The organism is Ruegeria sp. BHSA163 (genome assembly GCF_059613365.1).
In genome coordinates, this window is the sequence record NZ_JBXWSJ010000005.1 from 93417 (window position 1) to 116381 (window position 22965).

The window sequence follows — 22965 nt, forward strand, 5'->3', positions numbered from 1 at the left end:
AAAGCGGTGACTCAGACTGAACTTAGTCCCGTTCCTTGTCTAGAGTTTCACGAATTCGAGCCAGGTAAGTCAACGAGTTGGCAAAGGGTTCGTGTCCTAGATCATCCAATACTGGCTGCAAAGCTTTTGACATTCTCTGCATGCTTTCATTCAAAAATTGCTCACCTCGCGATGTCGAACGGGCAATTTTTGAACGCTTATCGCTTGGATTGGGTTCTAAGGTAATCAGCGCTTTAGTTTCTAACCCCGCAAGCATATGAGTCATCGATGTCTTTGGAACCTGGAACGCCTTTGACAGTTGGAGCGGAGTTCCTCCGTCGGGGCGACGCACAAGATGTCCAAGTATGCCGAACTGAGTTGCGGTCATACGGTTAGGCAACAATGCTTCAAGCTTGGTCGAGATCAACTGGTTGATGATCCCGACCTCGGTAAAGAACCGATAAACTTCTTCGATTTCATCTTTAGACTTCATTCAGTAAGCGCGTCTCCAGCGGCCAGCGTGGTGTGGGTATTGGTTCTGGTCCATATCCCAATCTCAACAACATTTGAACCGTATGCCCCTGCGGAGCAAGAAGCTCGTGCGCGAGCGCATATTCGCCAGCCATCTCTGGATATTCCTGCAGAGCCTGACTTACAGGATGAACACCGACGCCCATTTCAGTCGTTTTCAGATACAACCGCATTAGCTGACGTCCGGCGTCCAGTTGATCCCGGCGGTTATTTGTCCGGGTGGTAATGACGGCGTAATGGGGCGTCGCATCCAGCATGGCATAGTAGTCACGCAGTTGTGCCTTATTGCCGGGGTGATCAATATTCATCAACGTGTCCTGGCCTAGCAAACCCGTCAGACGCAAAGCTTCAAGCATCGGATCGCGAAGTTCAATACCGTCGGGATTGGAATTGATTTCCGCTTTGCCAATGCGCATCAGATCGACTGACTCTTTCAAAGTACGCGGTGTCTTCACCTCTATTTCAAAGGCTCTTTTTGTGAGTTCTCGAATTCGGGCAACTTTTGCTTCATCCAAAACCAAGCTCGCATAGTCGTTCAGGGCAGATGCTTCAGAAGGTTGCAGGCGTCTATCGCTGTAAGGCTCTTTGTTTGAATGCCTGTTGAGAATATGGGCCGCCAGAGGATCGGCCTTTGCGCCGGCTTCAAACGATGCGTCTGCGACGGGTCCTTCATCCCCTTCAGGCAAAAGGGTCAGTTTTGCGTTAAAACCCTGTGCGCTTGCCGCTAGAACCATGGTTTCTAAAAAGGCGCCAAGACCGATGTAAAGCTGACGATGGTTGGGATCGGTCTCTGGCAATTCGCGTTCTGTGTCACGATGAATGCGGGCTCTGTCCTCGTCGATTAGTTCTATCAGCCAAGGCTGGCGATTGTGCGGATTGGGGGCGAGAATTGCATAAGATAATGCCGCCTTGCGTGGATCCTCGTATGGAATGGGTTGCCAAGGTGCCAGTGCCTTTTGCGGTGTGCGAGTCGCCATGAAACCGGCGGCTCCCGCAGCCGCTATTATCGTACCACCGCCAATGATTTTCAGGAACTTTCGTCTGTTTGTCATAAGAAATCTCCATTAGTACGATATCGCACTATATAATACGATATCGTACTAATCAAGGTTCGGTAAAATGTACCGTGCTTAAATTGCTTGACGAAATAGTGTGTGCCCTGAGCATCAGGCGTTTTTTTAAGATGCGTATTCCCAACCAAACCGCACATTAGGTTTCGGACCTATCGAATACGCTATTGGCCGCGATGAAGGCATCACCGCCATTTAATCGCCGCTTGATTGTAGCACACGAGTTTTAAAGACCCATGCCTGAGCAGTTCAATATCTTTCGCGTGCTCTCATGTAGCAACGTCAAGTTGTAGGAATTTAAAGGCTGTTGAGCCGATGTTTTTCCAATATCTCGCAGAGCATCCTTTTAGCTTGCAAGCGGTGCTTACGATGGCGGTCCCGCGCCACTTCTGGCTGGCCTTCACATATGGCTTTAAATACCGCGCGATGATCTTCATTAGATTGGACTGGCAAAGGTCTAATAAAAAGCGTCGTTGCGCGCGCACGTCGAACTTGATCACTCATCATTGCCACAATTGCTTCGATGCGTTTGTTGCCACCTAAACGAACGAGTTCCTTGTGAAATAACTCGTCAGCTTCGGCCCATGCCTCAAGGTCTTCCGTTGCGATAGCCTGATCCATCTGAGAGATTGATGTGGCCAGCAACGCAAGTTCTACTTCAGAGTATCCAGCCTCTGCCGCGCGTTGCGCGGCAAGGCTTTCCAGTTCTGTAAGGATGTCGTAGATCTCGCGCATGTCTTCAGTGGAAACAGGAAGAATGCGCACACCTTTGCGGGGGCGCATTTCCAGCAAGCCCCTGCTTTCCAGCATTAAAGCAGCCTCGCGGATCGGGGTGCGGGACATGCCAAGGGTTTCCGCCAGCTCTGATTCCAGATGGTCAGTTCCGGCCGGTAGTTCACCAGACAAAATCATACGCCGCAAATCTCGGGCGGCTCGTTGCGTATTAGACAATGTTTTGCTGTCGTGATCCTTCAAGGTGTCTCCAAGTTAATCTTTCGTTCCTCTGCAGCCGCGCGGTAAATTGCTTCTTCGATGCGGATTACGTCCAGATAATCTCTGGCTGTGTTCTCGAACGGCGTGCCTCTTAAAAGGCCTGAAATGACGTGACTTTGCAAGACGTGGACGCAGTCGCCTCCAAAACCATCGTGATTGCTTGGGGGTAGAATCTGCTGCCGCTCTTGTTTTCCGAAACCACGGAGTTCCACTGAGCCGTCGCCACAAAGAACCAGGGATCCCTCGGTTCCTTCGATGAGAGCCTCACCCATGGTCTGACGCAGATTTTCTGCTTGGTGGTCAAGGCACCTGTTTCCATCGAACAAAGCTTTCAAACCGTTCGGATGATCGAACAGGATATAGCCAGCATCTTCGCCGGCAATAACCGGATTTACCCTGCGCAGATCGCCATAAACAGCGCTGGGCATCCCAAATAGAAACCTAAAAGTGTCGATCCAATGAACTGCTGTTTCGTGTACCAGAAATCGTGGCATCTCCTGAAAATACGGCTGCCGATCCAGGTATGCTTTCGGTCCCTGTCCATCACCGGGCCTCAGCCGAAATGTAGCTTGCAAAGGTCTGCCGATAAGACCCTTGTCCATTGCTTTTTTGATGGCACGATACCAAGGCTGAAATCGAAAGTTTTCGTGAACGATAATAGTTGCACCCGCTGCCTCTGCTTCAGAGGTGACCGCCTTCGCCTCGGCCAAAGACAGACAAAACGGCTTTTGGCAGATCATCCATTTGATACCGAAATCCAGAGCTGTTCGAATTGCTTTTGCCTGAGCCACCGGCGGCAAAATAATGTCTACCAAATCAGGTTCTTCTGTCTCCAGCATTTGCAAGATGTCCTGATACGCAGGAAGTCCGGTGGCCCGCGCTTTTTCAAGATCACGGTTGCACGAGCCCACTGGAATGGCGCCCGGCATTCGGACCCAACTCTCATAATGGAAACGACTGAAGTAACCGGCTCCGACACATGCGACTCTTATATCTTGATTAGTGTTCATGCCTTCAACAGTTCCAATACAGATGAAGCTGCGTCTTTTGTTCCTGCGGTGCCGCCAAGATCACGGGTCAAGTTTGTGCCATCTGCTAAGACTTGCTCAACCGCTGCCCGCAGGCGTGTCCCGTCCTGAGACAAAGCTGGGTTTTTGTGGGTTAAACCCAGCCATTCCAGCATCATCGCAGCCGACAAAATCATCGCGAACGGGTTGGCGATACCTTGTCCGGCGATGTCCGGTGCTGAGCCGTGACAAGGTTGAAAAACGGCGTGATCCAGACCGATATCTGCTGATGGCGCTAATCCGAGGCCACCCATAAGGCCGGCTCCAAGGTCAGAAAGAATGTCGCCAAACATATTTTCGGTCACAAGGACGTCAAATTCCCATGGTTTTTGAACCATCCAAAGCGCGGTAGCATCCACATAAGCGTGATCCGCCTGAAGATCAGGATGACGAGCAGCCTCGGCATCGAAAATCGAACGAAAGAAAGCAAACGCGCGGAAAACATTGGCCTTGTCGACACAAGTGACCCGACCTTGGCCGCGGCCTGATTGTTTGCGGGTCTGTGCGAGTTGAAACGCAAAGCGGAACAGTTTTTCGGAAACGTCACGGGTGATAAGCAAAGTTTCGCGGGCCTCGTCTTCGCTTACATCGCCTGCGCCTTGCGTAAAGAACAATCCTTCTGTGCTTTCCCGAATCAAAACAAAGTCGATTTCTTTTCCTTCGGGCAATGCCAATGGTGTGATTTGTCCAGAGCTCACCTTCACCGGGCGAACACCGGCAAACAGCCCCAGTTTTTTTCTTAGGTCAATCTGCGGAGAAATCTCGGTGCCATCTGGGTAGCGCACGTCCGGCAAACCCATTGCCGAGAGAAGAATCGCGTCGGCGTCCCGGGCCGTTTCCAAAGACTTTGCGGGAAATGCTTCACCCGTGGCCGCGTAATGCGACGCACCCGCCGGGGCATCTGTGAATGCCAGGTCATAGTCGGGATTGCATGCTGAAAGCAGCTGTAAAATTTCTAACGCGGGCACCATGATTTCTGGGCCAATTCCATCTCCATGGAAAACTGCAACTTGGTAACTTTTGTCCATTTTGACCCCACTTCCTTCCCGTTTCGCATTCATAGCGCGATAGCGGCCTTCACTACAGCCCGTTGACAGTGCATTCTGTAACGTATACATAAAAAAATGCAATAATAAACGCATTGATGACTCGGGAGGAATTAGAAATGAAGTATAGACTGAGACCGTTTGCTTTCGCTGCTTTGATGGCAACCGGGTTTGCAACGGGCGCTACCGCGCAGGACTATCCCTATCGCGACATCACAACGGCAGTAGTTTGGGGCGCCGGGGGCGGCACCGATACGATCAACCGCATGATTATGGCTGAGATGGAAAAGCACCTGCCTGTTTCGATCAACGTGATCAATCAAACCGGGGGTGTCGCGGGCTCGAACGGGATGGTTTATGTAATGAACCAACCTGACGATGGTTACACCTTGGTTGGATTGTCCGAGTCAAATGTCACGGCAGCCGTGCAAGGCGGGTGGGATCAAAAGTTCGACTTCTGGTACCCTTTCATCGTAGGCGGATCGCCAGATCTGATTTCTGTTCCGGCAGGAAGCCCATACAATTCATTAGAAGAATTGGTTGATGCCGCCAAAGCCGCGCCGGGTAGTATCCCCGCTGCTGCGTCCGGCGCGGGGTCTATTCACCACCTGAATCTACTGGCCATTGAAAAAGGGTCAGGTGCGGAGTTCAAGTTTGTACCCTACAAAGGTTCTGCGCCTGGGCAGGAGGCCGCCATCGCGGGCGAAGTAGCTTTGGTCGTTACATCCTTGGCCGAGCAGGCACCATTGATCGAAGGTGGGCAGTTGAAGCCTCTTGCGATGTTAACACCGGAAGACGCGCAAATTGCCGGAACAACGGTACCGTCCGCATTTGGAATTTATGACGGCCTTGACCAATACCTACCCCTGAAACAAGCAATCGGTTTTGCCGTGCACAACTCTGCCGGAGACGAGGTAAAAGCCGCGCTTGGCGAAGCATTCGAGCAGGCGATTGCCTCTGATGCAGTCGCCTCGTGGGCCGCCGCAAATAACTACGATGTAGGTGGACAGCATGGGGCAGAAGCTCAGGAACTGTTCGCTAATCTTGAGGCTACGTTTGCCTACACACTTCAGGATTTGGGCGCTGCAACTGTGGACCCAGCCTCACTGGGTATCCAGAAACCATAAAGCAGATCGATCGAAGGGGGCGCATTTTGCCTGCGTCCCTTTTCTTCCGGAGGCAGGAAATGGAAAAGATCGACGAAACACTGGTCTTACGCGCGCGGGACTTTTGGGCGTCAGTGGTCCTGATCGCCGCGTCTCTGTTCTTTTTGTGGAAGACCTTGGATATTCCACTATGGGGTGAAAACCGCGCAGGAGTCAGCGGCTCAGATTGGTACAACTCGGCGGCAATAGTGCCGTTAATTATCTTTGGTGGGTTGCTTGTATTGTCCGTTGTTCTGCTCGTTACTTCAATTGGATCGGGTGGGGCTCGACAAGCGCTGAACGCGGCAGGGATCGGTTGGGACAAAGCGGAAGCGTTTCGTAGCTTAACCATCGGATTGATAATATTTGCATACTTGGTCGGTTTGGTCCCCAGAGTTGACTTTATCCTGTGTTCAGGTCTGCTAATTACAGCTTTGATCTTTGGTTTCTACGGCGGTCACGCCCAACGCGCCCTTGTGGCCTGCATTGCAGTTGTCGCCGCCGGGTTTTTCGCATTTGCAACAAATCCGACCCAGCCGGATTGGAACACACACGGTGATGATTGGGTCACTTTGGCGCTGTGGACAGGCTTGACGGTCTTAGTGGCAATCAAAGCCCGATCCGAAAGCGTTTTGCGGGTTGTGCCAATCGTGGCGATATTGGCTCCTCTTATCCTCGTTTGCATGATGGCATTTGTCTTTCGTCAGAACGTTCCCGCGCGCGGTGGACTGATATTCAAACAGATCGAATACCACTACTACGTATCGCTTCGTCCATTGTGGAAAGACTAGCGTAATGGAGTTCATCGTTTCGCAACTTTCTGGATTTGGCGCGGCTCTCGTGAATTTGGTCGTGGATCCGCTTTCCTATGTATATTTGATAACATCGGTTTTCCTAGGTATCTCATTCGGTGCTCTGCCGGGACTTACGGCGACGCTCGCGGTAACGATTCTCACCGGCTTCTTCAGCAACAAAATACCGCTCGATTACTCTCTGATCGCTTTGCTCGGAGCTTATGTTGGTGCGATTTATGGTGGGTCGTATCCATCAATTCTGTTGAACATTCCCGGCACGGCGGCCAGTGCAGCAACGGCAATGGACGGCTATCCCCTGGCGAAAGCAGGCCGCGGTGGAGAAGCGTTGGGGCTTACGACAACAGCTAGTTTCATCGGTACGGTGATCGGCACCTTGACGCTTTTGGTATTTGTCTGGGCGCTTCTAATGGTGTCAAAGAACATCGCCAGCCCGGAAAAAGCTTTGCTTGCTCTGTTCGGTATTCTGCTTTCGGGCACGCTGATGAGCGAAGACCTGGTGATTAAAGGCTGGATTGCAGGATTGGTTGGGCTTGCGATGTCAATGGTTGGGCTTGACCCTCTTTTGTCTGAACCCCGATACACCTTTGGCTGGTCATACTTGTTGAGTGGGTTTCAGGTTGTCCCGGTTCTGATGGGTGCCTTTGCTGTTCCTCAAATCATAGATGGTTTGCGTCATGTGGAAGCAGGTAAAGTCCTGGCCCTTAAGGGACGAATATTGCCTAATCTAAAATCTGTAAGGCGACATCTGCCGACGATAGGCCGATCAGGGGTGATTGGAACGGGTGTCGGTGCGCTACCGGGTGTCGGTGAGGATGTCGCTGGTTGGGTTAGCTACGGCGTTGGAAAGACCGTTTCGTCCGAAGGTGAAAAATTCGGCCGTGGTTCCCTGGATGGTCTGTTGTGTTCTGAAACGGCCAACAACGCATGCATAGGCGGAGCGCTAATTCCCTTGCTGGTGCTGGGCATACCAGGTTCTCCCCCTGCAGCGGCTCTGATGGGCGCTTTCAAGATTAACAATGTGATCCCTGGACCGACTATAGACCCCGAGATCATCCTGCGTGTTGTGGCGATATTGGTGATGGCGTCTCTTACAATGTTTCTAATGGGGCTATTTACGGCGCGAGTCTTTATTAAGATACTTGCAATACCTCAGACTGTCTTTTTACCGGTCGTAATGGTGCTGACTACTATCGGTTCGTTCAGTGTTGGGGGCGGGATAAACGATCTTTACCTGATGCTTGCCGTCGGTGCGGTGGCATATTTCATGAACCTGATGAAATACCCGATTGCGCCGCTAGTGATCGGCGTCATTTTGGGTGGGTTGTTTGACGAGACCTTCCGCCGTTCTCTGTTTCTGTCGGACGGGGATTTGTCCGTCTTTTTTTCGCGCCCGGGTGCTGCCATTCTACTGGTGTTGAATATTGGCTTGATCGTAAGTCAATTTCCCGCAGCCAAGCGGGTCTTCTCGCGCCTGAAAGGATTGTCTGTCTGATGTTCGCGGTTACTGTGACCTTTACTCTCAAACCCGGAGTGCGAGAGGTATTCTTACCGTTGATGATTGAAAATGCCGCGTCTTCGTTGCGCAACGAGCCGGGGTGTCGTCAATTCGACGTTTGTGTTGGCGACGAATCCCAGACGGTGTTTCTCTATGAAGTTTATGATGACGCGGCTTCTTTCGAAGCTCACCTAGAAAGCGCCCATTTTAAATCCTTCGATACCGCTGTGGCGGATATGATTGCCAACAAAACTGTTGTCCTTTTTTCCGAGGTTATCCGATGAGTGATTGGGAAATCCATGCTGTTAAGTATGCTGATCGTAATGCCAGAACCCGGGCAGATAGCTTTGTTTTTGAAGACAATCATGACGCGCCCCACGCAATGGATTATTTCGTTTGGGTTTTGAAGCGCGGCGACGAAGTGATTCTTGTTGACACCGGCTATGACGCGGACGAAGGCGCCGCCCGTGGGCGCCCCATTGCAGTGGACCCGCGCGAGGCGTTGAAGCCGCTGGAAATTTTGCCCGAAAGCGTTAGCCAGGTCATCGTAACTCATCTTCACTATGATCATGCTGGTGGATTGCATCTGTTCCCAAATGCCAAGTTGCATATGCAATCAGCTGAAATGAATTTCGCCACTGGCCCTTGCATGTGCGAAGACCATTTACGGGCACCGTTTTCCGCCGATCATGTATGTGAAGCGATAAGGCGTTTGTACTCTGGCAAAGTTGTTTTCCATGACGGTGATGCCGAGATTGCGGAAGGAGTGACTGTGCATTGCATAGGCGGCCACTCGCGCGGGTTGCAGTGTGTTCGTGTGCGAACTGGCGCCGGGTGGATGGTACTGGCCTCGGACGCCTCACACTACTACGAGAACTTTATGGCGCGGAAAGCCTTCCCGATTGTGGTCGATTTGCAGGACATGCTGGACGGCTTTGCAACTTTGGAAAGACTGGCGTCGTCCCCCAAGCTTATCATACCCGGTCATGATCCGCTTGTCCGAGAGGTTTTCCCCGTAGGGATTGCACCACACATTCACCGGCTGGACTCGGGTCCTGTTAAAGAGATCAAGTTATGAAAATAGGCGTGATAGCCGATGACTTCACAGGAGCCTCAGACATCGCGCTTACGTTGGCTGAGGGAGGTTTGCGAGTGTGCCAATTCATCGGAACTCCGGATTTCCCAGCGGCTAATGATCTCGACGCAGGAGTCGTCGCCCTAAAATCCCGGACGTCACCTTTAAACGAAGCAATTGAGGACAGTCTTGCCGCGTGTGATTGGTTATTGGTTCAAGGAGCAGAACAGATCGTTTTCAAGATCTGTTCGACTTTTGACAGCACGGCAGACGGCAACATTGGTCCGGTTTTGGATGCTTTGTCCGATCGATTGAATGCCGATGGCGTCATAGTATGTCCGGCATTTCCCGAAAATGGGCGCAGTATTTATCAAGGGCATTTGTTTGTTCAGGATAAGTTGTTGAATGAAAGCGGTATGCAGGATCACCCACTTACCCCAATGCGCGACTCAGATTTGAGGCGGGTATTAGCACAACAAACGCCAAAGCAGATCCATCATGTCAGCGCTCTTACAGTGATGCGGGGTGCTACTGAAATTCGCGCTGAGTTGCCGGCAACAGGTTATGCCATTGTGGACGCAATCCGTGATGTGGATATGATCGAGATTGGCAAGGCGGCAAAAGGCACCCCTTTGCTTTGCGGGGGTTCAGGTATTGCTTTGGGCCTGCCAGAAAATTTCCATTTTACCCAGGCGAAACCATCGTGGACCGCGGTTCAGGGCTCCGGGGTTGTACTTTCCGGTTCGTGCAGCAGAGCCACCCGAGGTCAAGTCGACACTTATAAGCGTACGTCCCTCCATCGCGAAATCCGCGCGTCAGATGCTATCACAGGAGCGGTTGATACACAGGAATTGGCGGATTGGGTAATAGCACAGGAAACGCCACCCCTTATTTACTCATCTGCAGATCCCGCCTTAGTTAGAAAAGCGCAAACAGAATTTGGAACGGATCGAGCAGCGACCGCGGTCGAAGCTTTCTTTTCGGATTTGTCCGCGCAGTTGCTCGGCAGAGGGGTAACTCGATTTGTTGTAGCCGGAGGTGAGACATCCGGAGCGGTTGTAAAAGGGCTAAGTGCTCAGGTGCTTGAAGTCGGCCCACGCCTAGCGGCCGGAGTTCCTTTGCTTCGTTTTCATGGTTCACACCCAGTTGCATTGGCGCTGAAGTCCGGAAATTTCGGAGGCGAAAACTTCTTTGCCGAAGCATTGGCAAAGATGGAGAAATCATTATGAGCGAAGAAGCCAAGCTGCGTGAAGATATCTGCAATTTGGCGAAGTCAATGTTTGACCGAGGGCTTACCTGCGGCGCTTCGGGGAATATTTCTGCGCGATTGTCTGATGGTACATTTCTGATTACGCCGACTGGCAGTTCTTTAGGCTTTCTGGAACCCATGCGTATCAGCCATCTGGACTCAAATTTTCGCCTACTCAGTGGGGATCGCCCGACTAAAGAAATTCCGTTACACGTGGCGTTTTATGAAACACGAAACCGCACTGGAGCAGTGGTCCATCTGCACTCCACATATTCGGTCGCCTTGTCGATGCTGCCTGACATTGATCCGGACGACGTTTTGCCGCCTCTGACACCGTATTCGATAATGAGATTGGGCAAGGTAAAACTGCTTCCATTCTATTTGCCAGGAGACGAAGCGATGGGCGATGCAGTCAGAAGCTTGGCTGGCGAACGCAGCGCGGTATTGCTGGCAAATCATGGCCCAGTAGTTGCGGCCAGGAACATTTGGGCCGCGGTCTTCGCAATGGAAGAATTGGAAGAGACGGCAAAATTGGCGATGCTCACACGTGGTTTGCAACCACGCTGCTTGACGACCGACGAAGTGAAGTTCGTTCAAAACCGAGGCAGACCTTAGCCTTGGGGTAGCTCAACGCTGAGTTATGAAAGACAGTCCAGTTACGAGTTGCTTTAATCCAAGAGCAGCCCCAGCGAATATCGCTAAAAACGTTACTGGTGCACTGTAGGCCAGCAGCGAGAAAGCGGAGATACCCTGTCCGACACTGCATCCGACCGCAATGATTGCCCCGGGTCCCATGATCGCGGCCCCAAAAATCTGGCGCTTTAGTTCCCGCGGGTCTTCGCAAGCTTCCCATCGGAATTGACCCTTGGACCAAGACCCCAGGAAGGCACCTATTAGAACGCCTGTGACCGATCCAACAGCGAATGAAAGCGTCGTGCCGGATGCGGTCATGAGGTAGAACATTGTATCGCCGAGAGGCGCGGCAAAAGTATGGGTTTGCACCGTCTCTCCTTCGAATCCGTGTGCCGCGACCCAATTTGTGCCGAGCCAACCAGAGACTATTGCCAATCCAACTGCAGCGCCCCAAAAGACCTGCGAAGGGGTGCGGCGAAGTCTGTCGCTTAGCAATGCGAAAACCACTAAGGCTGCACCAGTTGTTGTGCCGATTAACCAAGCTGGAATTGCGATCATTCGTTCGGCAAGTAAACTGATGCTTTGCGGCTCGCTCAGGTTCATTTCCACCGGGAAAATCCAAACCCTTAGATACGCCAATGGTCCTGACATAACGACGTAAGCGGAAAGGCCCATTATCAAAACGATAACGAATGATCGAAGGTCACCACCTCCGAGCCTTGCCAACGCGCCATAGCCACAGTTCCCACTTATGGCCATGCCGTACCCAAACATGAGACCGCCCACGATCGAACCAATTGGATTCCAGGATTGAGCGAGATATGCCGTTTCAACCGGGTCAAGCCAACCAAGCGCTATTGCTAAGTGACTGCCTGCAATCGCGACACCGATTGCGACCGCCCACATGCGCAAACGCCGGTCATCATTTGCATATATGTAGTCTTCGATCGCACCCAACGTGCAAAAGCGGCCAATTCGCGCCGCCAAACCCAACACAATTCCGCCGATCAAACCGATCAGAGCGACAGTATTGGCGTCTCCCAAGATTTCGAACATGCCAGGCTCCTCCCAAAGCTGGCGGCGATTCAAACCCGTTTCTACTTTTCCCTGCAGAATAGATCGTAGACGACTTCGAGGATTTGCGTTGATCGGTCATCGGCCAACCTGTAGTAGATCGTCTTTCCCTCACGTCGTGTTTTTACCAAGCCCTCGAAGCGCAAGCGGGACAATTGTTGAGACACCGCAGCCTGTCGTGCCGACAGCATTTCTTCCATCTGCGTGACGGATTTCTCTCCTGAAGATAAATAACACAAGATCATCAGACGTCCCTCATGGCTTATAGCTTTGAGGAAGTTTGAAGCCGTCTGAGCATTCTCCATCATTCTATCCAGGTCTTCGGCGCACATGTCTTTCGAGAACACAGGCAGTTTCGAAGATTTGTCCAACACGATCGCCTCGCTTTCATAGCTAAACGCATTCAAAATAGTTTATGTAATTTGTTTCAATTTAGCCAGAGGTCTCAATCGTTACTCCTCCGTCACGGAGTAAAACACCAAGCAAACCCCAAAAAAAGTCTTCCCCAGGATATCCTTCGATACGACCGATTTCCTGCCCGTCTTCCAGCAAAACAAAGGTCGGTGTGTAAAAAAGTGGCTTTTCTAGAACGATATCATCTGGGGTAGATCTGTGGATATCTATGCGGCGAAGCGGAGCCACTTTACCTTCCGGTGTCTTGGGATAGATCTGGGAAATTTCGGAATCCCAGCGTTCACACCACATACAGCCCTCTTCTTCTGCCATAAGTAGCGTCATTTGGGCGCGTGCGATAACAGGTGCAACAAGCAAAGTGATTGCAAGTAAAAGCAAGTGTAAGTGGCGCATTGCAAGCTCCGATTGACCGCGGGACTATATCTTTATAATTTTGAATGTATGAATAATAACGCGTCAGGACGATTTTGGCCATGCTCGATATTACATTTGCAGGAGCTTTGGCCGCAGGGCTATTGTCGTTTCTTTCACCCTGTATCTTACCAATTGTGCCTTTCTACCTCAGCTATCTGGCTGGCGTCGGAATGGAGCAAATCGCGGCGGATTCAGCCATTTCCTCTGACATCCGCCGCAAGGCGACGCTTTTGGCGATTGCATTTTCGGCAGGGATTATTACGATTTTCATGGCTCTCGGCGCAACAGCTTCGGTTTTTGGACAGTTGGTTCGTGAGTATTTCGACATTTTGCGATGGATTGCGGCGGCGATCATTATCGCAATGGGCTTGCACTTCTTAGGGGCCATTCGCGTCGGTTTTCTTTATCGCCAGTTTCGGGCAGAAGTTGGCGATACATCAAGTGTCAGTCCAATTGGCGCATACATTCTTGGGCTCGCTTTCGCCTTTGGCTGGACTCCATGTGTTGGACCAGTGTTGGCGGCTATTTTGTTCACGGCTGCAGGCACGGATACATCTTGGCGCGGCGCGGGGCTTCTGTTCGTTTATGGCGTTGGAATGACCGCACCCTTTGTTGTTGCCGCCTTTCTGGTAAAACCGTTCATGCAGTGGATGGCGAGGTTCAGAAAACATCTGCCTAAAGTAGAAAAAGCAATAGGCGGACTTATGATCCTCTTCGGCCTTTTGATCGCAACCAATTCCATCAACTACATCGCTCAGTGGATGTTGGACTACATGCCTTGGCTGGCAGCCATAGGCTGATTAGGGAGAATGTCATGAAACGAGTTTTTCTATCTCTAATACCATTCCTGTTAGCAGCCATAGTATCCGCCGCAGAGCTTGGCGACGACGGTCTGCATAAAACGCCGTGGATGCGTGACACTTTCAAAGACCTTCGCGAGGATCTTGACGAGGCTTCCGGTGAAGGTAAGCGGTTGGTACTATTTATTGAGCAGCAAGGCTGCATTTACTGCAAGAAGATGCACGAGGAGGTTTTCCCTCAGCCTGATCTCGCCTCTTACATCGAAGAAAACTTCTTTGTAGTTCAATTGGATTTGCACGGAAGCACTACGGCCATCGACTTCGATGGTGATGAAAATGAACAACGGGCTCTGATGCGCAAATGGGGCATCTTGTTCACGCCAACTCTTGTATTTTTGCCCGAAGACGTACCCGAGGGCGTCACGGCAATCGAGTCTGCAGTCGCTGTGATGCCGGGGGCGTTTTCTAAAGCAACCACTATAGATCTTTTTACATGGGTCAACGAAAAACGCTATGAACTTGATAACGATGAAGATTTTCAGCGTTATCATGCACGCCGCATTCAAGAGCGAAACAATATTTCGCAAGATTGACTGCCTTCTTTATAAATAAAAAAATTCAAAATAATGAATTTAATGTTGCGACGGACCATGTCCGTGGACTACTGTGCACATGGGCTTTGGGTCGCAATGCGCCGTCGGCGCGGTAGCAAATGGGAGGGATCATGAAGCTGAAACTCTTAACTTTGGCCTGTCTATTAACAGGCAGTGCTGCCTTTGCGGCAGAGACTGGCCCAAAGGACGTCAGCTATGACGACTATGGCGCCATAGAAGAATCGCTTACCGGGGTCGCCGGCGACGCAGAAAGCGGTGCGATCATTGTTGGTGAAAAATCCAAAGGTAATTGCGTAGCTTGTCATGAGGTCACAGCACTGGCCGACATTCCGTTTCATGGCGAAGTCGGTCCGATGTTGGATGGCGCAGGCGATCGTTGGACCGAAGCGGAACTTCGTGGACTGGTCGCAAACGCAAAGATGACATTCGAAGGCACGGTTATGCCAGCGTTTTACAAGGACGATGGCTATATCCGTCCAGGTGATGCCTACACGGGCAAAGCTCCGACTGCACCTTTGACGTCGATTCTCACAGCGCAGGAAATTGAGGACGTGGTCGCATTCCTAGCGACCCTGAAAGAGGAATAATCCCGCCTTCTGGCGTGAGACTTCAAGAATTCAAAGGAGTTTGAAAATGGATCTTTCTCGTCGCGAGACTCTGGCCCTCGGTCTAGGAGCTGCGTTCCTGACAATTGTGCCGTTCCGTGCAAATGCAGCGGCTGAAGATGCGATAGCCGCGTTTACCGGTGGCGCGGAAATGACCGAAGGTGGTGTAACACTAACGGCTCCGGAAATCGCTGAGAATGGGAACACAGTGCCGATCGAAGTCAGCGCACCTGGGGCTGCTTCGATTCTGATTGTTGCAGCTGGCAACCCAGAACCGGGCGTCGCCACGTTTAATTTCGGCCCTTTGGCCGCTGAACAAGCAGCTTCAACCCGTATCCGCCTTGCCGGAACACAGGATGTCATTGCCGTGGCCAAGATGGCGGACGGCAGCTTTGCGAAGACGTCTGCGACCGTAAAAGTGACAATTGGAGGCTGCGGCGGCTGATCGCCACGCACCCTGAATAACAGGAGATTTTCCAATGGCATCCGGTGTAAAACCCCGCGTCAAAGTTCCAAAAACAGCCGCTGCTGGCGAAACGATCACGATCAAAACACTGATCAGCCACAAGATGGAAAGCGGTCAGCGGAAAGACAAAGAAGGCAACGTTATTCCTCGCTCGATCATCAATCGATTTACCTGCGAGTTTAACGGAGAACTCGTTGTTGACGTAACGATGGAACCGGCAATTTCGACTAATCCGTACTTCCAGTTCGATGCAACCGTGCCTGAAGCAGGGGAATTCGTTTTCACATGGTACGACGACGACGGATCTGTCTATGACACCAAAAAATCGATCGAGATCGCCTGACGGCTCGACCACTACGGCAGGTCAGCGCTTGCTGCGAATTCTGGCGCTGCTCCACCAAGGGAGGAATGCAATGAATATGAAGGCAATGACGGCGATAGCGGCATTTCTGGCTTTACCGATAGCGGCGGTGGCCGGACCGGACGACGACAATCTCGTGATTAACGACGAGCTGGACATGATCTCGGTTACCGATGCGCCGGAGCACGTCGAAAATTTCGACAAGATTTATTCAGGTTGGCATTTCCGGACAGATGAAACCCAAGCACTGCAGATTGATGATTTTGACAATCCCGCAATGATTTTTGTCGATCAGGCTTCCGACCTTTTTGAAACGGTTGACGGGGCGGCCGGTGAAAGCTGTGCCTCATGCCACGACGGCGTCGAAAGCTTCCAAGGCCTGCAAGCGTCAATGCCCAAGGTCGATTCTGAAAGCGGCAAGCTAGTTGTTATGGAAGATCTGATTAACAAGTGTCGGACGGATCGAATGGAAGCGGAACCATGGAAGTGGTCAGGTGGAGACATGCAGGCAATGGTCGCATTGCTTGGCTTGCAATCGCGCGGAATGCCCATGAACGTTTCCATTGATGGCCCCGCTGCTCCTTATTGGGAGCAGGGTAAAGAGATGTACTATACCCGTTACGGTCAGTTGGAATTGAGTTGCGCCAATTGTCACGAAGATAACTGGGGTAACATGATCCGGGCAGATCACTTGAGTCAGGGAATGATCAACGGTTTCCCGACTTATCGATTGAAACAAGCCAAATTGATTTCGCGCCATAATCGGTTTCGCGGTTGTATTCGTGATACCAGGGCCGAAACTTTTGCCGAAGGTTCGGACGAATTCCGCGCGCTAGAACTCTACGTGGCGTCGCGTGGCAACGGGCTTTCGGTCGAAACTCCGGCTGTGCGGCAATAACGAAGCACCCGCGCTGGAAATATCTGGCGCGGGTTTTTGATGACATTTACATTCACACATTTAGATGTGACAAAGGAAAGTCAGTAGATGATTTCGCGACGTGATTTTCTCCAAGTCTCAATGGCGGCTTCGGCGCTATACGGCGCCTCCGGTTTTGGCAAATGGTCCAGACTTGCTGCGCAGCAAAGCTTAACGCAAGATCAACTTCTTGAATTTGAAACTTTTGGTAACATCAGCCTGATCCATGTCACGGATATTCATGCGCAGCTTAAGCCGATCTATTTTCGAGAGCCTGAGGTCAACCTAGGTATCGGCAACGCGCGTGGACAAATGCCGCATGTGACAGGCGCCGCGTTCCGCAAGGCTTATGGTATAGATGATGGAAGCCCATCGGCCTATGCGTTGACCTACGACGACTTCGCGGCACTGGCCAAAGCCTATGGCCGGGTCGGTGGGCTAGACCGAGTTTCAACAGTCATTAGCGCCATTCGGGCTGACCGTCCTGACGCATTGTTGCTGGATGGCGGCGACACCTGGCACGGTTCCTACACCTGCTATCAAACCGCTGGCCAAGACATGGTCAATGTCATGAACGCACTAAAACCTGACGCGATGACGTTCCATTGGGAATTCACGTTGGGCAGCGAACGGGTCAACGAGATAGTGGAAGGTCTTCCATTTGCATCGCTAGGTCAAAACATTTTTGATGCGGAATGGGACGAACCAGCAGAGTTGTTTCAGCCCTTCAAGTTCTTTGATCGCGGAGGTTCCAAGATTGCCGTCATTGGACAGGCATTTCCATACATGCCGATCGCAAACCCTAGCTGGATGTTTCCAGAATACTCTTTTGGGATCCGCGACGAAAACATGCAGGCCATGGTGGACGAAGTGCGAGAAGCCGGTGCTGATGTCGTCGTCGTGCTAAGCCATAATGGATTCGACGTGGATAAAAAGATGGCGGGGCAGGTGCAAGGGATCGATGTGATCCTTAGCGGCCATACCCATGATGCGCTGCCCGAGCCGGTTTTGGTGGGTAAAACACACATCATAGCATCAGGCTCCAATGGCAAATTTGTCAGCCGGGTCGACTTGGATGTTCGGGATGGTCAGATGATGGGATTGAAGCATAAACTAATTCCAATCTTTTCTGACGTTGTCGCACCTGATCCCGCGATCACCGCTCTCATCGATGAACAGCGGGCGCCATTCAACACGGCGTTAAGTGAGGTGATCGGCAGAACCGACTCCTTACTCTATCGCCGCGGCAACTTTAACGGAACCTGGGATGACCTGATCTGCGATGCGTTGATCAGCGAACGTGAGGCGGACATTGCTATGTCGCCAGGGGTTCGCTGGGGGCCGTCAATCCTGCCGGGGCAGGAAATCACGCGGGAAGACATTTGGAACGTCACTTCGATGACCTACCCAAATGCTTATCGTACTGAAATGACGGGTGAATTCATCCACGTAATATTGGAAGATGTCGGCGACAATCTGTTCAACCCTGATCCCTACTACCAGCAGGGCGGCGACATGGTTCGTGTCGGTGGGCTTGGTTATCGCATCGACGTGACCAAGCCGCAGGGACAGCGGATCAGCGACATGACCCTTCTCAAAACCGGCGAGGCGATTGATCCAGCAAAGACATACATTGTGGCAGGTTGGGCCAGCGTTAACGAAGGCACCGAAGGCCCCCCAATCTGGGATGTCGTCGAAAATCACATTCGCAGCCAAGGTACCGTAACTGTCGGGCCTAATACATCGGTCGAGGTTATTGGCGCCTGATACAGCGCTGCAACACGAACATCAGAAACAAGATTTGCTGATCGAGTAACGGAGGCAAACCAAATGAGTGACAACTCCAAAGGAAAGGCAACTTCCCGTCGCCAATTTCTGAGCGGCGCAGCAGCCGTTGGAGTAGGCGCAGTTGGCTCCGGGGCGGCCCGTGCCGCAAGCCCCGACCCGCTGATTACACAGGTTCAGGAGTGGGCGCAGACCACTGGAGAAGGCGTCGACGCAACACCCTATGGGTTGCCAATTCAATTCGAAAAGGACGTCGTGCGGCGCAATGTAGAATGGCTGACCGCCGACACGATCAGCTCAATAAATTTCACACCAATCCACGCGTTGGACGGAACAATTACACCTCAGGGGTGTGCGTTCGAAAGGCACCATTCCGGCGCTATCGAACTAAGCAAGCCAGACTACCGCTTGATGATTAACGGTCTCGTCGATACGCCGCTGGTCTTTACTTATGAAGACCTTGAACGCTTCCCTCGTGAAAACCGGGTCTATTTCTGCGAATGCGCCGCGAATACCGGAATGGAATGGGCGGGAGCGCAATTGAACGGTGCCCAATTCACGCACGGCATGATCCACAACATGGAGTATTCCGGCGTGCCACTTCGTACATTGTTGGAAGAGGCTGGAGTCAAACCCGCAGGAAAATGGATTTATGTCGAAGGTGCCGATGCATCGTCCAACGGTCGCTCGATACCGTTGGAAAAGGCGATGGACGACGTGCTGGTTGCTTTCAAAGCCAACGGAGAGGCCTTGCGTAAGGAGCACGGCTATCCGGTTCGCTTAGTGGTACCCGGTTGGGAAGGCAACATGTGGGTCAAGTGGCTACGTAGGGTCGAAGTAACCGAGATGGCAATCGAAAGCCGCGAAGAGACATCTAAGTATACGGATACACTCGAAGACGGCACGTCGCGTAAATGGTCTTGGGTGATGGACGCTAAGTCCGTTGTCACGTCGCCCAGCCCGCAAGCGCCGATTACACATGGTCCGGGACCACTAGTGATTACGGGGTTGGCTTGGTCGGGTAGAGGCTCGATCACAGGAGTCGACGTATCCGTGGACGGAGGCAAGAACTGGGTGCCGGCGCGTTTGGCAGCACCGGGTACCGACAAGGCGCTGACCCGCTTCTACCTGGACTACAACTGGGACGGTTCGGAGATGCTTTTGCAGGCCCGCGCAAAAGATTCCTCGGGCTACGTCCAGCCAACCAAAGCTCAGCTGCGAGACGTGCGAGGAGAAAACTCGATTTACCACAACAATTGTATCCAGACCTGGTGGATCAAGGAAAGTGGAGAGGCGGAAAATGTCGAAGTATCATAAGTTATTTACCGCTTCAGCGATTGGTCTATGCATGGCGTTCCCTGCTTACGCAGAAAAGTTTGGCCTTGGGCGTCCTGCCTTGCCTGAAGAGATCGCGGCATGGGATCTGGATGTCGCCCCTGATGGAACTGGATTGCCGCACGGGTCAGGTGACGTTTTCACTGGGGAAGAGGTCTTTGCCGAGCAATGCGCCATATGCCACGGTGACTTCGCCGAGGGCGTGGACAATTGGCCCAAATTAGCGGGAGGAGAAGGAACGCTTGCCGACAAGGATCCCTTGAAGACGGTAGGTTCCTATTGGCCCTATCTTTCAACGGTCTGGGATTATGTGAACCGTTCGATGCCGTTCGGAAATGCGCAGTCACTGGAGCCGGATGATGTCTATGCGATGGTGGCATATATCCTTTATTCCAATGATATTGTGGATGACGAATTCACGCTGTCGCATGAGAATTTCCTCGAAGTTGAAATGCCTAATGCAGAAGGGTTTATCGTGGATGACCGCGACACTTCAGAGGCGCATTTCTGGACTGACGAACCTTGTATGAAGGATTGCAAGGAAAGCGTGGAAATCACTATGCGAGCGGCTGTTTTGGACGTAACGCCGGAAGAGACTGAATTAAACGCAACCGAGGCTCAGACAACGGTTCAGGAAGCGTCAGCGGAGGTTGAAGTTGAAGCAAAGGAAGAGTCGGCAGCAGAAGAAATAGCTGCGCTTGATCCCGAGATGATTGAAAGCGGCGAGAAAGTTTTCAAGAAGTGCAAATCCTGCCATCAGGTCGGTGAAGGCGCCAAGCACCGCACTGGACCGGCTTTGAATGGAATTATCGGAGCCAATGCCGGTGCCGTTGAAGGTTTTAAATACTCAAAAGCAATGAAGGCGGCTGCAGACGAAGGCCTCGTTTGGAACGACGAGGAAATGGCCGCATTTCTCGCAAAGCCAAAGGCCTACATGAAAGGAACGCGAATGTCTTTCGCAGGCCTTAAAAAAGAAGACGATATCCAAGCGGTGATCGTCTATCTCAAGTCATTCGGAGGCTGATAATGCGTTGGCCGACCATACTGATGTTTGCTGCCGCCTTAGGTGCTCTCGCACCTGCGACCAGCGCAACAGAGAACCTCGGCGATGCAGACGCAGGCAAAATCGTTTTCGCCAAATGCAAAGGCTGCCATCAAGTTGGAGAGGGAGCCAAGAACAAAATTGGCCCGCATCTTAACGGGGTATTTGGACGTAAGGCCGCAGCGCTAGAAGATTTTAAGTACTCCAAAAGCCTGGTGCGCGCTGGAAATTCCGGCCTTGAATGGCACGCGGACACTCTTTCGGCGTACATTGAAAATCCTCGCGCATTCGCGTCTGGAACACGGATGAGTTTTGCCGGACTAAAAAACGCTGAAGAACGGGCGAACGTGATCGCCTATCTGCGTATATTCTCGGACAATCCGCGAGATATCCCCGAAGCGGATCCGACGGCCAAAGGAACCGATCACTCGGTGGACCCGGAAATACTGGCGATTCAGGGGGACCCTGAATACGGTGCTTATCTCAGCAGCGAATGCACGACATGCCATCAAATAGAAGGAAGCGACGAAGGCATTCCCTCTATCGTGTACTGGCCGGACGAGGACTTTGTAATCGCCATGCACGCTTACAAAGACAAACAGCGGCCACATCCGGTGATGCAAATGATCGCTGCACGGTTGAGCAATGACGAGATTGCAGCGTTAGCAGCCTACTTCAAGAATCCAGAATGACAGTGCCAAATGGGAGGAAACGCGATGACACTCAATAGACGTACATTTCTTGGGACAGCTGGGGTAATTGCAGCTGGATTATCCGCGCCAATGGTGCTGGCCCAAGGTAAACCACGTGTCGTAGTTGTTGGCGGTGGCGCCGGCGGCGCGACTGCGGCGCGTTACATCGCTAAAGACAGCAAAGGCGAGATCGATGTCACTCTGATCGAACCGACGCGGACCTACTATACCTGTTTCTTTTCGAACCTGTATCTGGGTGGATTTCAGGAACTGTCCGACATCGCGCACAGTTATGGAACGCTGGCTGCGAACTACGGTGTCAATGTCGTCCATGACTGGGCTGTGGGTGTTGATCGGGACGCTAAGACAGTATCTTTGGCGGGGGGTGGCTCTGTTCCTTATGACAAGCTGATCCTGAGTCCTGGCATCGACTTTGTGGATGGAGCGGTTGAGGGTTGGGACGTATCCGCTCAGAACAAGATGCCCCACGCATACAAGGCTGGCTCGCAGACCGAACTTCTCAAGGCACAAGTGATGGCAATGCCAGAAGGTGGTACCTTTGCAATGGTCGCTCCTCCGAATCCATTCCGTTGCCCGCCCGGACCCTATGAAAGGGTTTCGATGGTGGCACACGTCCTAAAGGCGAACAATCCGACGGCGAAGATCATCGTGGCTGACCCCAAGGCGAAATTCTCGAAAATGGCTTTGTTCCAGGAAGGGTGGGCCAACCATTACGAGGGAATGGTAGACTGGATCGGAGAAGACTTTGGTGGTGGCAATGTATCAGTGAACCCGGATGCGATGACCGTGACAATTGACGGCGAGGAAACCAAAGTCGATGTGTGCAATGTGATCCCGGCAATGAAAGCCGGGCGTATTGCGGAATTGGCAGGTGTTACCGACGGCAACTGGGCTCCGGTAAACGCCGCTGACATGTCCTCGAAGGCAGATCCGAATATTCATGTTCTTGGGGACGCAAGCCAACAGGGCGATATGCCTAAATCTGGTTTCTCAGCCAACAGTCAGGCGAAAGTCTGCGCGAACGCGGTACGAGGTGCGTTAACCGGATCCAAAGTATTTCCGGCCAAATTCTCTAACACCTGTTGGTCGCTCATTGACGCGGATGACGGCGTCAAGGTTGGTGCTACCTACGAGGCGACGGCCGAAAAAATCGCCAAAGTGGACGGGTTTATCAGCCAGACCGGCGAAGGTGCAGACCTTCGAAAGGCGACATACGAAGAGTCGCTGGGTTGGTACGCGGGTATCACTTCGGACATGTTTGGTTAACAAAAATTGGGGGTTTTGACCGATGTCAAAGCCACCATCACGCAACGTGTGAAGATGCGGTT

The 22965-nt window shown here is 52.1% G+C and carries 26 protein-coding genes; 18 read left to right on the top strand and 8 right to left on the bottom strand.

Annotated features, from left to right (window positions below):
• Positions 1-22: 22 nt before the first annotated feature.
• From AC2FNV_RS04260 to AC2FNV_RS04280, 5 genes are all read right to left on the bottom strand, one after another.
• Entirely contained in the window at positions 23-472 is a 450-nt protein-coding gene (locus AC2FNV_RS04260; RefSeq protein ID WP_170607538.1) for a MarR family winged helix-turn-helix transcriptional regulator, read from the bottom strand.
• Complete coding sequence (locus AC2FNV_RS04265; protein ID WP_170474491.1) at positions 462-1562, bottom strand: Acg family FMN-binding oxidoreductase; 1101 nt, start codon at positions 1560-1562, stop codon at positions 462-464. Before AC2FNV_RS04265 ends, AC2FNV_RS04260 begins: the two co-directional genes overlap by 11 nt.
• Positions 1563-1877: 315 nt before the next feature.
• A complete protein-coding gene (locus tag AC2FNV_RS04270; protein WP_254442619.1) occupies positions 1878-2555 on the bottom strand; it encodes a GntR family transcriptional regulator in 678 nt (225 codons plus the stop codon).
• Positions 2552-3583: a Gfo/Idh/MocA family protein gene (locus tag AC2FNV_RS04275; protein ID WP_170607540.1), complete on the bottom strand. Its 1032-nt coding sequence runs from the start codon at positions 3581-3583 to the stop codon at positions 2552-2554. The genes AC2FNV_RS04270 and AC2FNV_RS04275 overlap by 4 nt, the downstream gene beginning before the upstream one ends.
• Positions 3580-4668, bottom strand: coding sequence for an isocitrate/isopropylmalate dehydrogenase family protein (locus AC2FNV_RS04280; protein ID WP_170607542.1), 1089 nt, complete (start codon positions 4666-4668; stop codon positions 3580-3582). Before AC2FNV_RS04280 ends, AC2FNV_RS04275 begins: the two co-directional genes overlap by 4 nt.
• A gap of 137 nt (positions 4669-4805) precedes the next feature.
• Here AC2FNV_RS04280 and AC2FNV_RS04285 point away from each other — a divergent pair, with 137 nt between their 5' ends.
• The 7 genes from AC2FNV_RS04285 to otnC are packed head-to-tail and all read left to right on the top strand — an operon-like array spanning position 4806 to position 11080.
• Positions 4806-5813, top strand: coding sequence for a Bug family tripartite tricarboxylate transporter substrate binding protein (locus AC2FNV_RS04285; RefSeq protein ID WP_170474499.1), 1008 nt, complete (start codon positions 4806-4808; stop codon positions 5811-5813).
• A gap of 59 nt (positions 5814-5872) precedes the next feature.
• Positions 5873-6622, top strand: a complete 750-nt coding sequence (locus tag AC2FNV_RS04290) for a hypothetical protein (protein ID WP_496772495.1) — start codon at positions 5873-5875, stop codon at positions 6620-6622.
• Between the two features lie 4 nt (positions 6623-6626).
• Positions 6627-8138, top strand: coding sequence for a tripartite tricarboxylate transporter permease (locus tag AC2FNV_RS04295; protein WP_170607544.1), 1512 nt, complete (start codon positions 6627-6629; stop codon positions 8136-8138).
• Positions 8138-8425 (top strand): putative quinol monooxygenase, encoded by a 288-nt coding sequence (locus AC2FNV_RS04300; protein WP_170607546.1) that lies wholly within the window; start codon positions 8138-8140, stop codon positions 8423-8425. Before AC2FNV_RS04295 ends, AC2FNV_RS04300 begins: the two co-directional genes overlap by 1 nt.
• The gene (locus AC2FNV_RS04305; RefSeq protein WP_170607548.1) at positions 8422-9219 is read left to right on the top strand and encodes an N-acyl homoserine lactonase family protein; all 798 of its coding nucleotides are present in this window, start codon (positions 8422-8424) and stop codon (positions 9217-9219) included. The genes AC2FNV_RS04300 and AC2FNV_RS04305 overlap by 4 nt, the downstream gene beginning before the upstream one ends.
• Complete coding sequence (gene otnK, locus AC2FNV_RS04310; RefSeq protein ID WP_496772499.1) at positions 9216-10445, top strand: 3-oxo-tetronate kinase; 1230 nt, start codon at positions 9216-9218, stop codon at positions 10443-10445. Before AC2FNV_RS04305 ends, otnK begins: the two co-directional genes overlap by 4 nt.
• The gene (gene otnC / locus AC2FNV_RS04315; protein WP_170607552.1) at positions 10442-11080 is read left to right on the top strand and encodes a 3-oxo-tetronate 4-phosphate decarboxylase; all 639 of its coding nucleotides are present in this window, start codon (positions 10442-10444) and stop codon (positions 11078-11080) included. The genes otnK and otnC overlap by 4 nt, the downstream gene beginning before the upstream one ends.
• 12 nt (positions 11081-11092) lie before the next feature.
• Here otnC and AC2FNV_RS04320 read toward each other — a convergent pair whose 3' ends face one another.
• From AC2FNV_RS04320 to AC2FNV_RS04330, 3 genes are all read right to left on the bottom strand, one after another.
• On the bottom strand, positions 11093-12154 hold the full coding sequence (locus AC2FNV_RS04320) for a YeeE/YedE family protein (protein ID WP_170607554.1): 1062 nt from the start codon (positions 12152-12154) through the stop codon (positions 11093-11095).
• Positions 12155-12195: 41 nt separating this feature from the next.
• On the bottom strand, positions 12196-12504 hold the full coding sequence (locus AC2FNV_RS04325; protein ID WP_170380040.1) for an ArsR/SmtB family transcription factor: 309 nt from the start codon (positions 12502-12504) through the stop codon (positions 12196-12198).
• A gap of 100 nt (positions 12505-12604) precedes the next feature.
• Positions 12605-12979, bottom strand: a complete 375-nt coding sequence (locus tag AC2FNV_RS04330; protein ID WP_170607556.1) for a thioredoxin domain-containing protein — start codon at positions 12977-12979, stop codon at positions 12605-12607.
• A gap of 80 nt (positions 12980-13059) precedes the next feature.
• Here AC2FNV_RS04330 and AC2FNV_RS04335 point away from each other — a divergent pair, with 80 nt between their 5' ends.
• From AC2FNV_RS04335 to AC2FNV_RS04385, 11 genes are all read left to right on the top strand, one after another.
• Complete coding sequence (locus AC2FNV_RS04335; RefSeq protein ID WP_170607557.1) at positions 13060-13800, top strand: cytochrome c biogenesis CcdA family protein; 741 nt, start codon at positions 13060-13062, stop codon at positions 13798-13800.
• A 14-nt stretch (positions 13801-13814) separates the two neighbouring features.
• Positions 13815-14393 (top strand): thioredoxin family protein, encoded by a 579-nt coding sequence (locus AC2FNV_RS04340; RefSeq protein WP_170474526.1) that lies wholly within the window; start codon positions 13815-13817, stop codon positions 14391-14393.
• Positions 14394-14524: 131 nt separating this feature from the next.
• The gene (gene soxX / locus AC2FNV_RS04345; RefSeq protein ID WP_170607559.1) at positions 14525-15001 is read left to right on the top strand and encodes a sulfur oxidation c-type cytochrome SoxX; all 477 of its coding nucleotides are present in this window, start codon (positions 14525-14527) and stop codon (positions 14999-15001) included.
• A gap of 46 nt (positions 15002-15047) precedes the next feature.
• Positions 15048-15464 (top strand): thiosulfate oxidation carrier protein SoxY, encoded by a 417-nt coding sequence (gene soxY, locus AC2FNV_RS04350; protein WP_170474532.1) that lies wholly within the window; start codon positions 15048-15050, stop codon positions 15462-15464.
• Between the two features lie 34 nt (positions 15465-15498).
• Positions 15499-15828 carry a thiosulfate oxidation carrier complex protein SoxZ gene (gene soxZ / locus AC2FNV_RS04355; RefSeq protein WP_170607561.1) on the top strand — a complete coding sequence of 110 codons (330 nt, stop codon included), beginning with the start codon at positions 15499-15501 and terminating at the stop codon, positions 15826-15828.
• Positions 15829-15898: 70 nt separating this feature from the next.
• Positions 15899-16744, top strand: a complete 846-nt coding sequence (soxA, locus tag AC2FNV_RS04360; protein WP_170474538.1) for a sulfur oxidation c-type cytochrome SoxA — start codon at positions 15899-15901, stop codon at positions 16742-16744.
• Between the two features lie 87 nt (positions 16745-16831).
• On the top strand, positions 16832-18529 hold the full coding sequence (gene soxB, locus AC2FNV_RS04365) for a thiosulfohydrolase SoxB (protein WP_170607562.1): 1698 nt from the start codon (positions 16832-16834) through the stop codon (positions 18527-18529).
• 63 nt (positions 18530-18592) lie between these two features.
• A complete protein-coding gene (gene soxC / locus AC2FNV_RS04370) occupies positions 18593-19864 on the top strand; it encodes a sulfite dehydrogenase (protein WP_170607564.1) in 1272 nt (423 codons plus the stop codon).
• Entirely contained in the window at positions 19848-20906 is a 1059-nt protein-coding gene (locus AC2FNV_RS04375; protein WP_170607566.1) for a c-type cytochrome, read from the top strand. The genes soxC and AC2FNV_RS04375 overlap by 17 nt, the downstream gene beginning before the upstream one ends.
• A gap of 2 nt (positions 20907-20908) precedes the next feature.
• Entirely contained in the window at positions 20909-21616 is a 708-nt protein-coding gene (locus AC2FNV_RS04380) for a c-type cytochrome (protein WP_170607568.1), read from the top strand.
• Positions 21617-21640: 24 nt separating this feature from the next.
• Positions 21641-22903 (top strand): NAD(P)/FAD-dependent oxidoreductase, encoded by a 1263-nt coding sequence (locus AC2FNV_RS04385; RefSeq protein ID WP_170474553.1) that lies wholly within the window; start codon positions 21641-21643, stop codon positions 22901-22903.
• Positions 22904-22965: the final 62 nt, after the last annotated feature.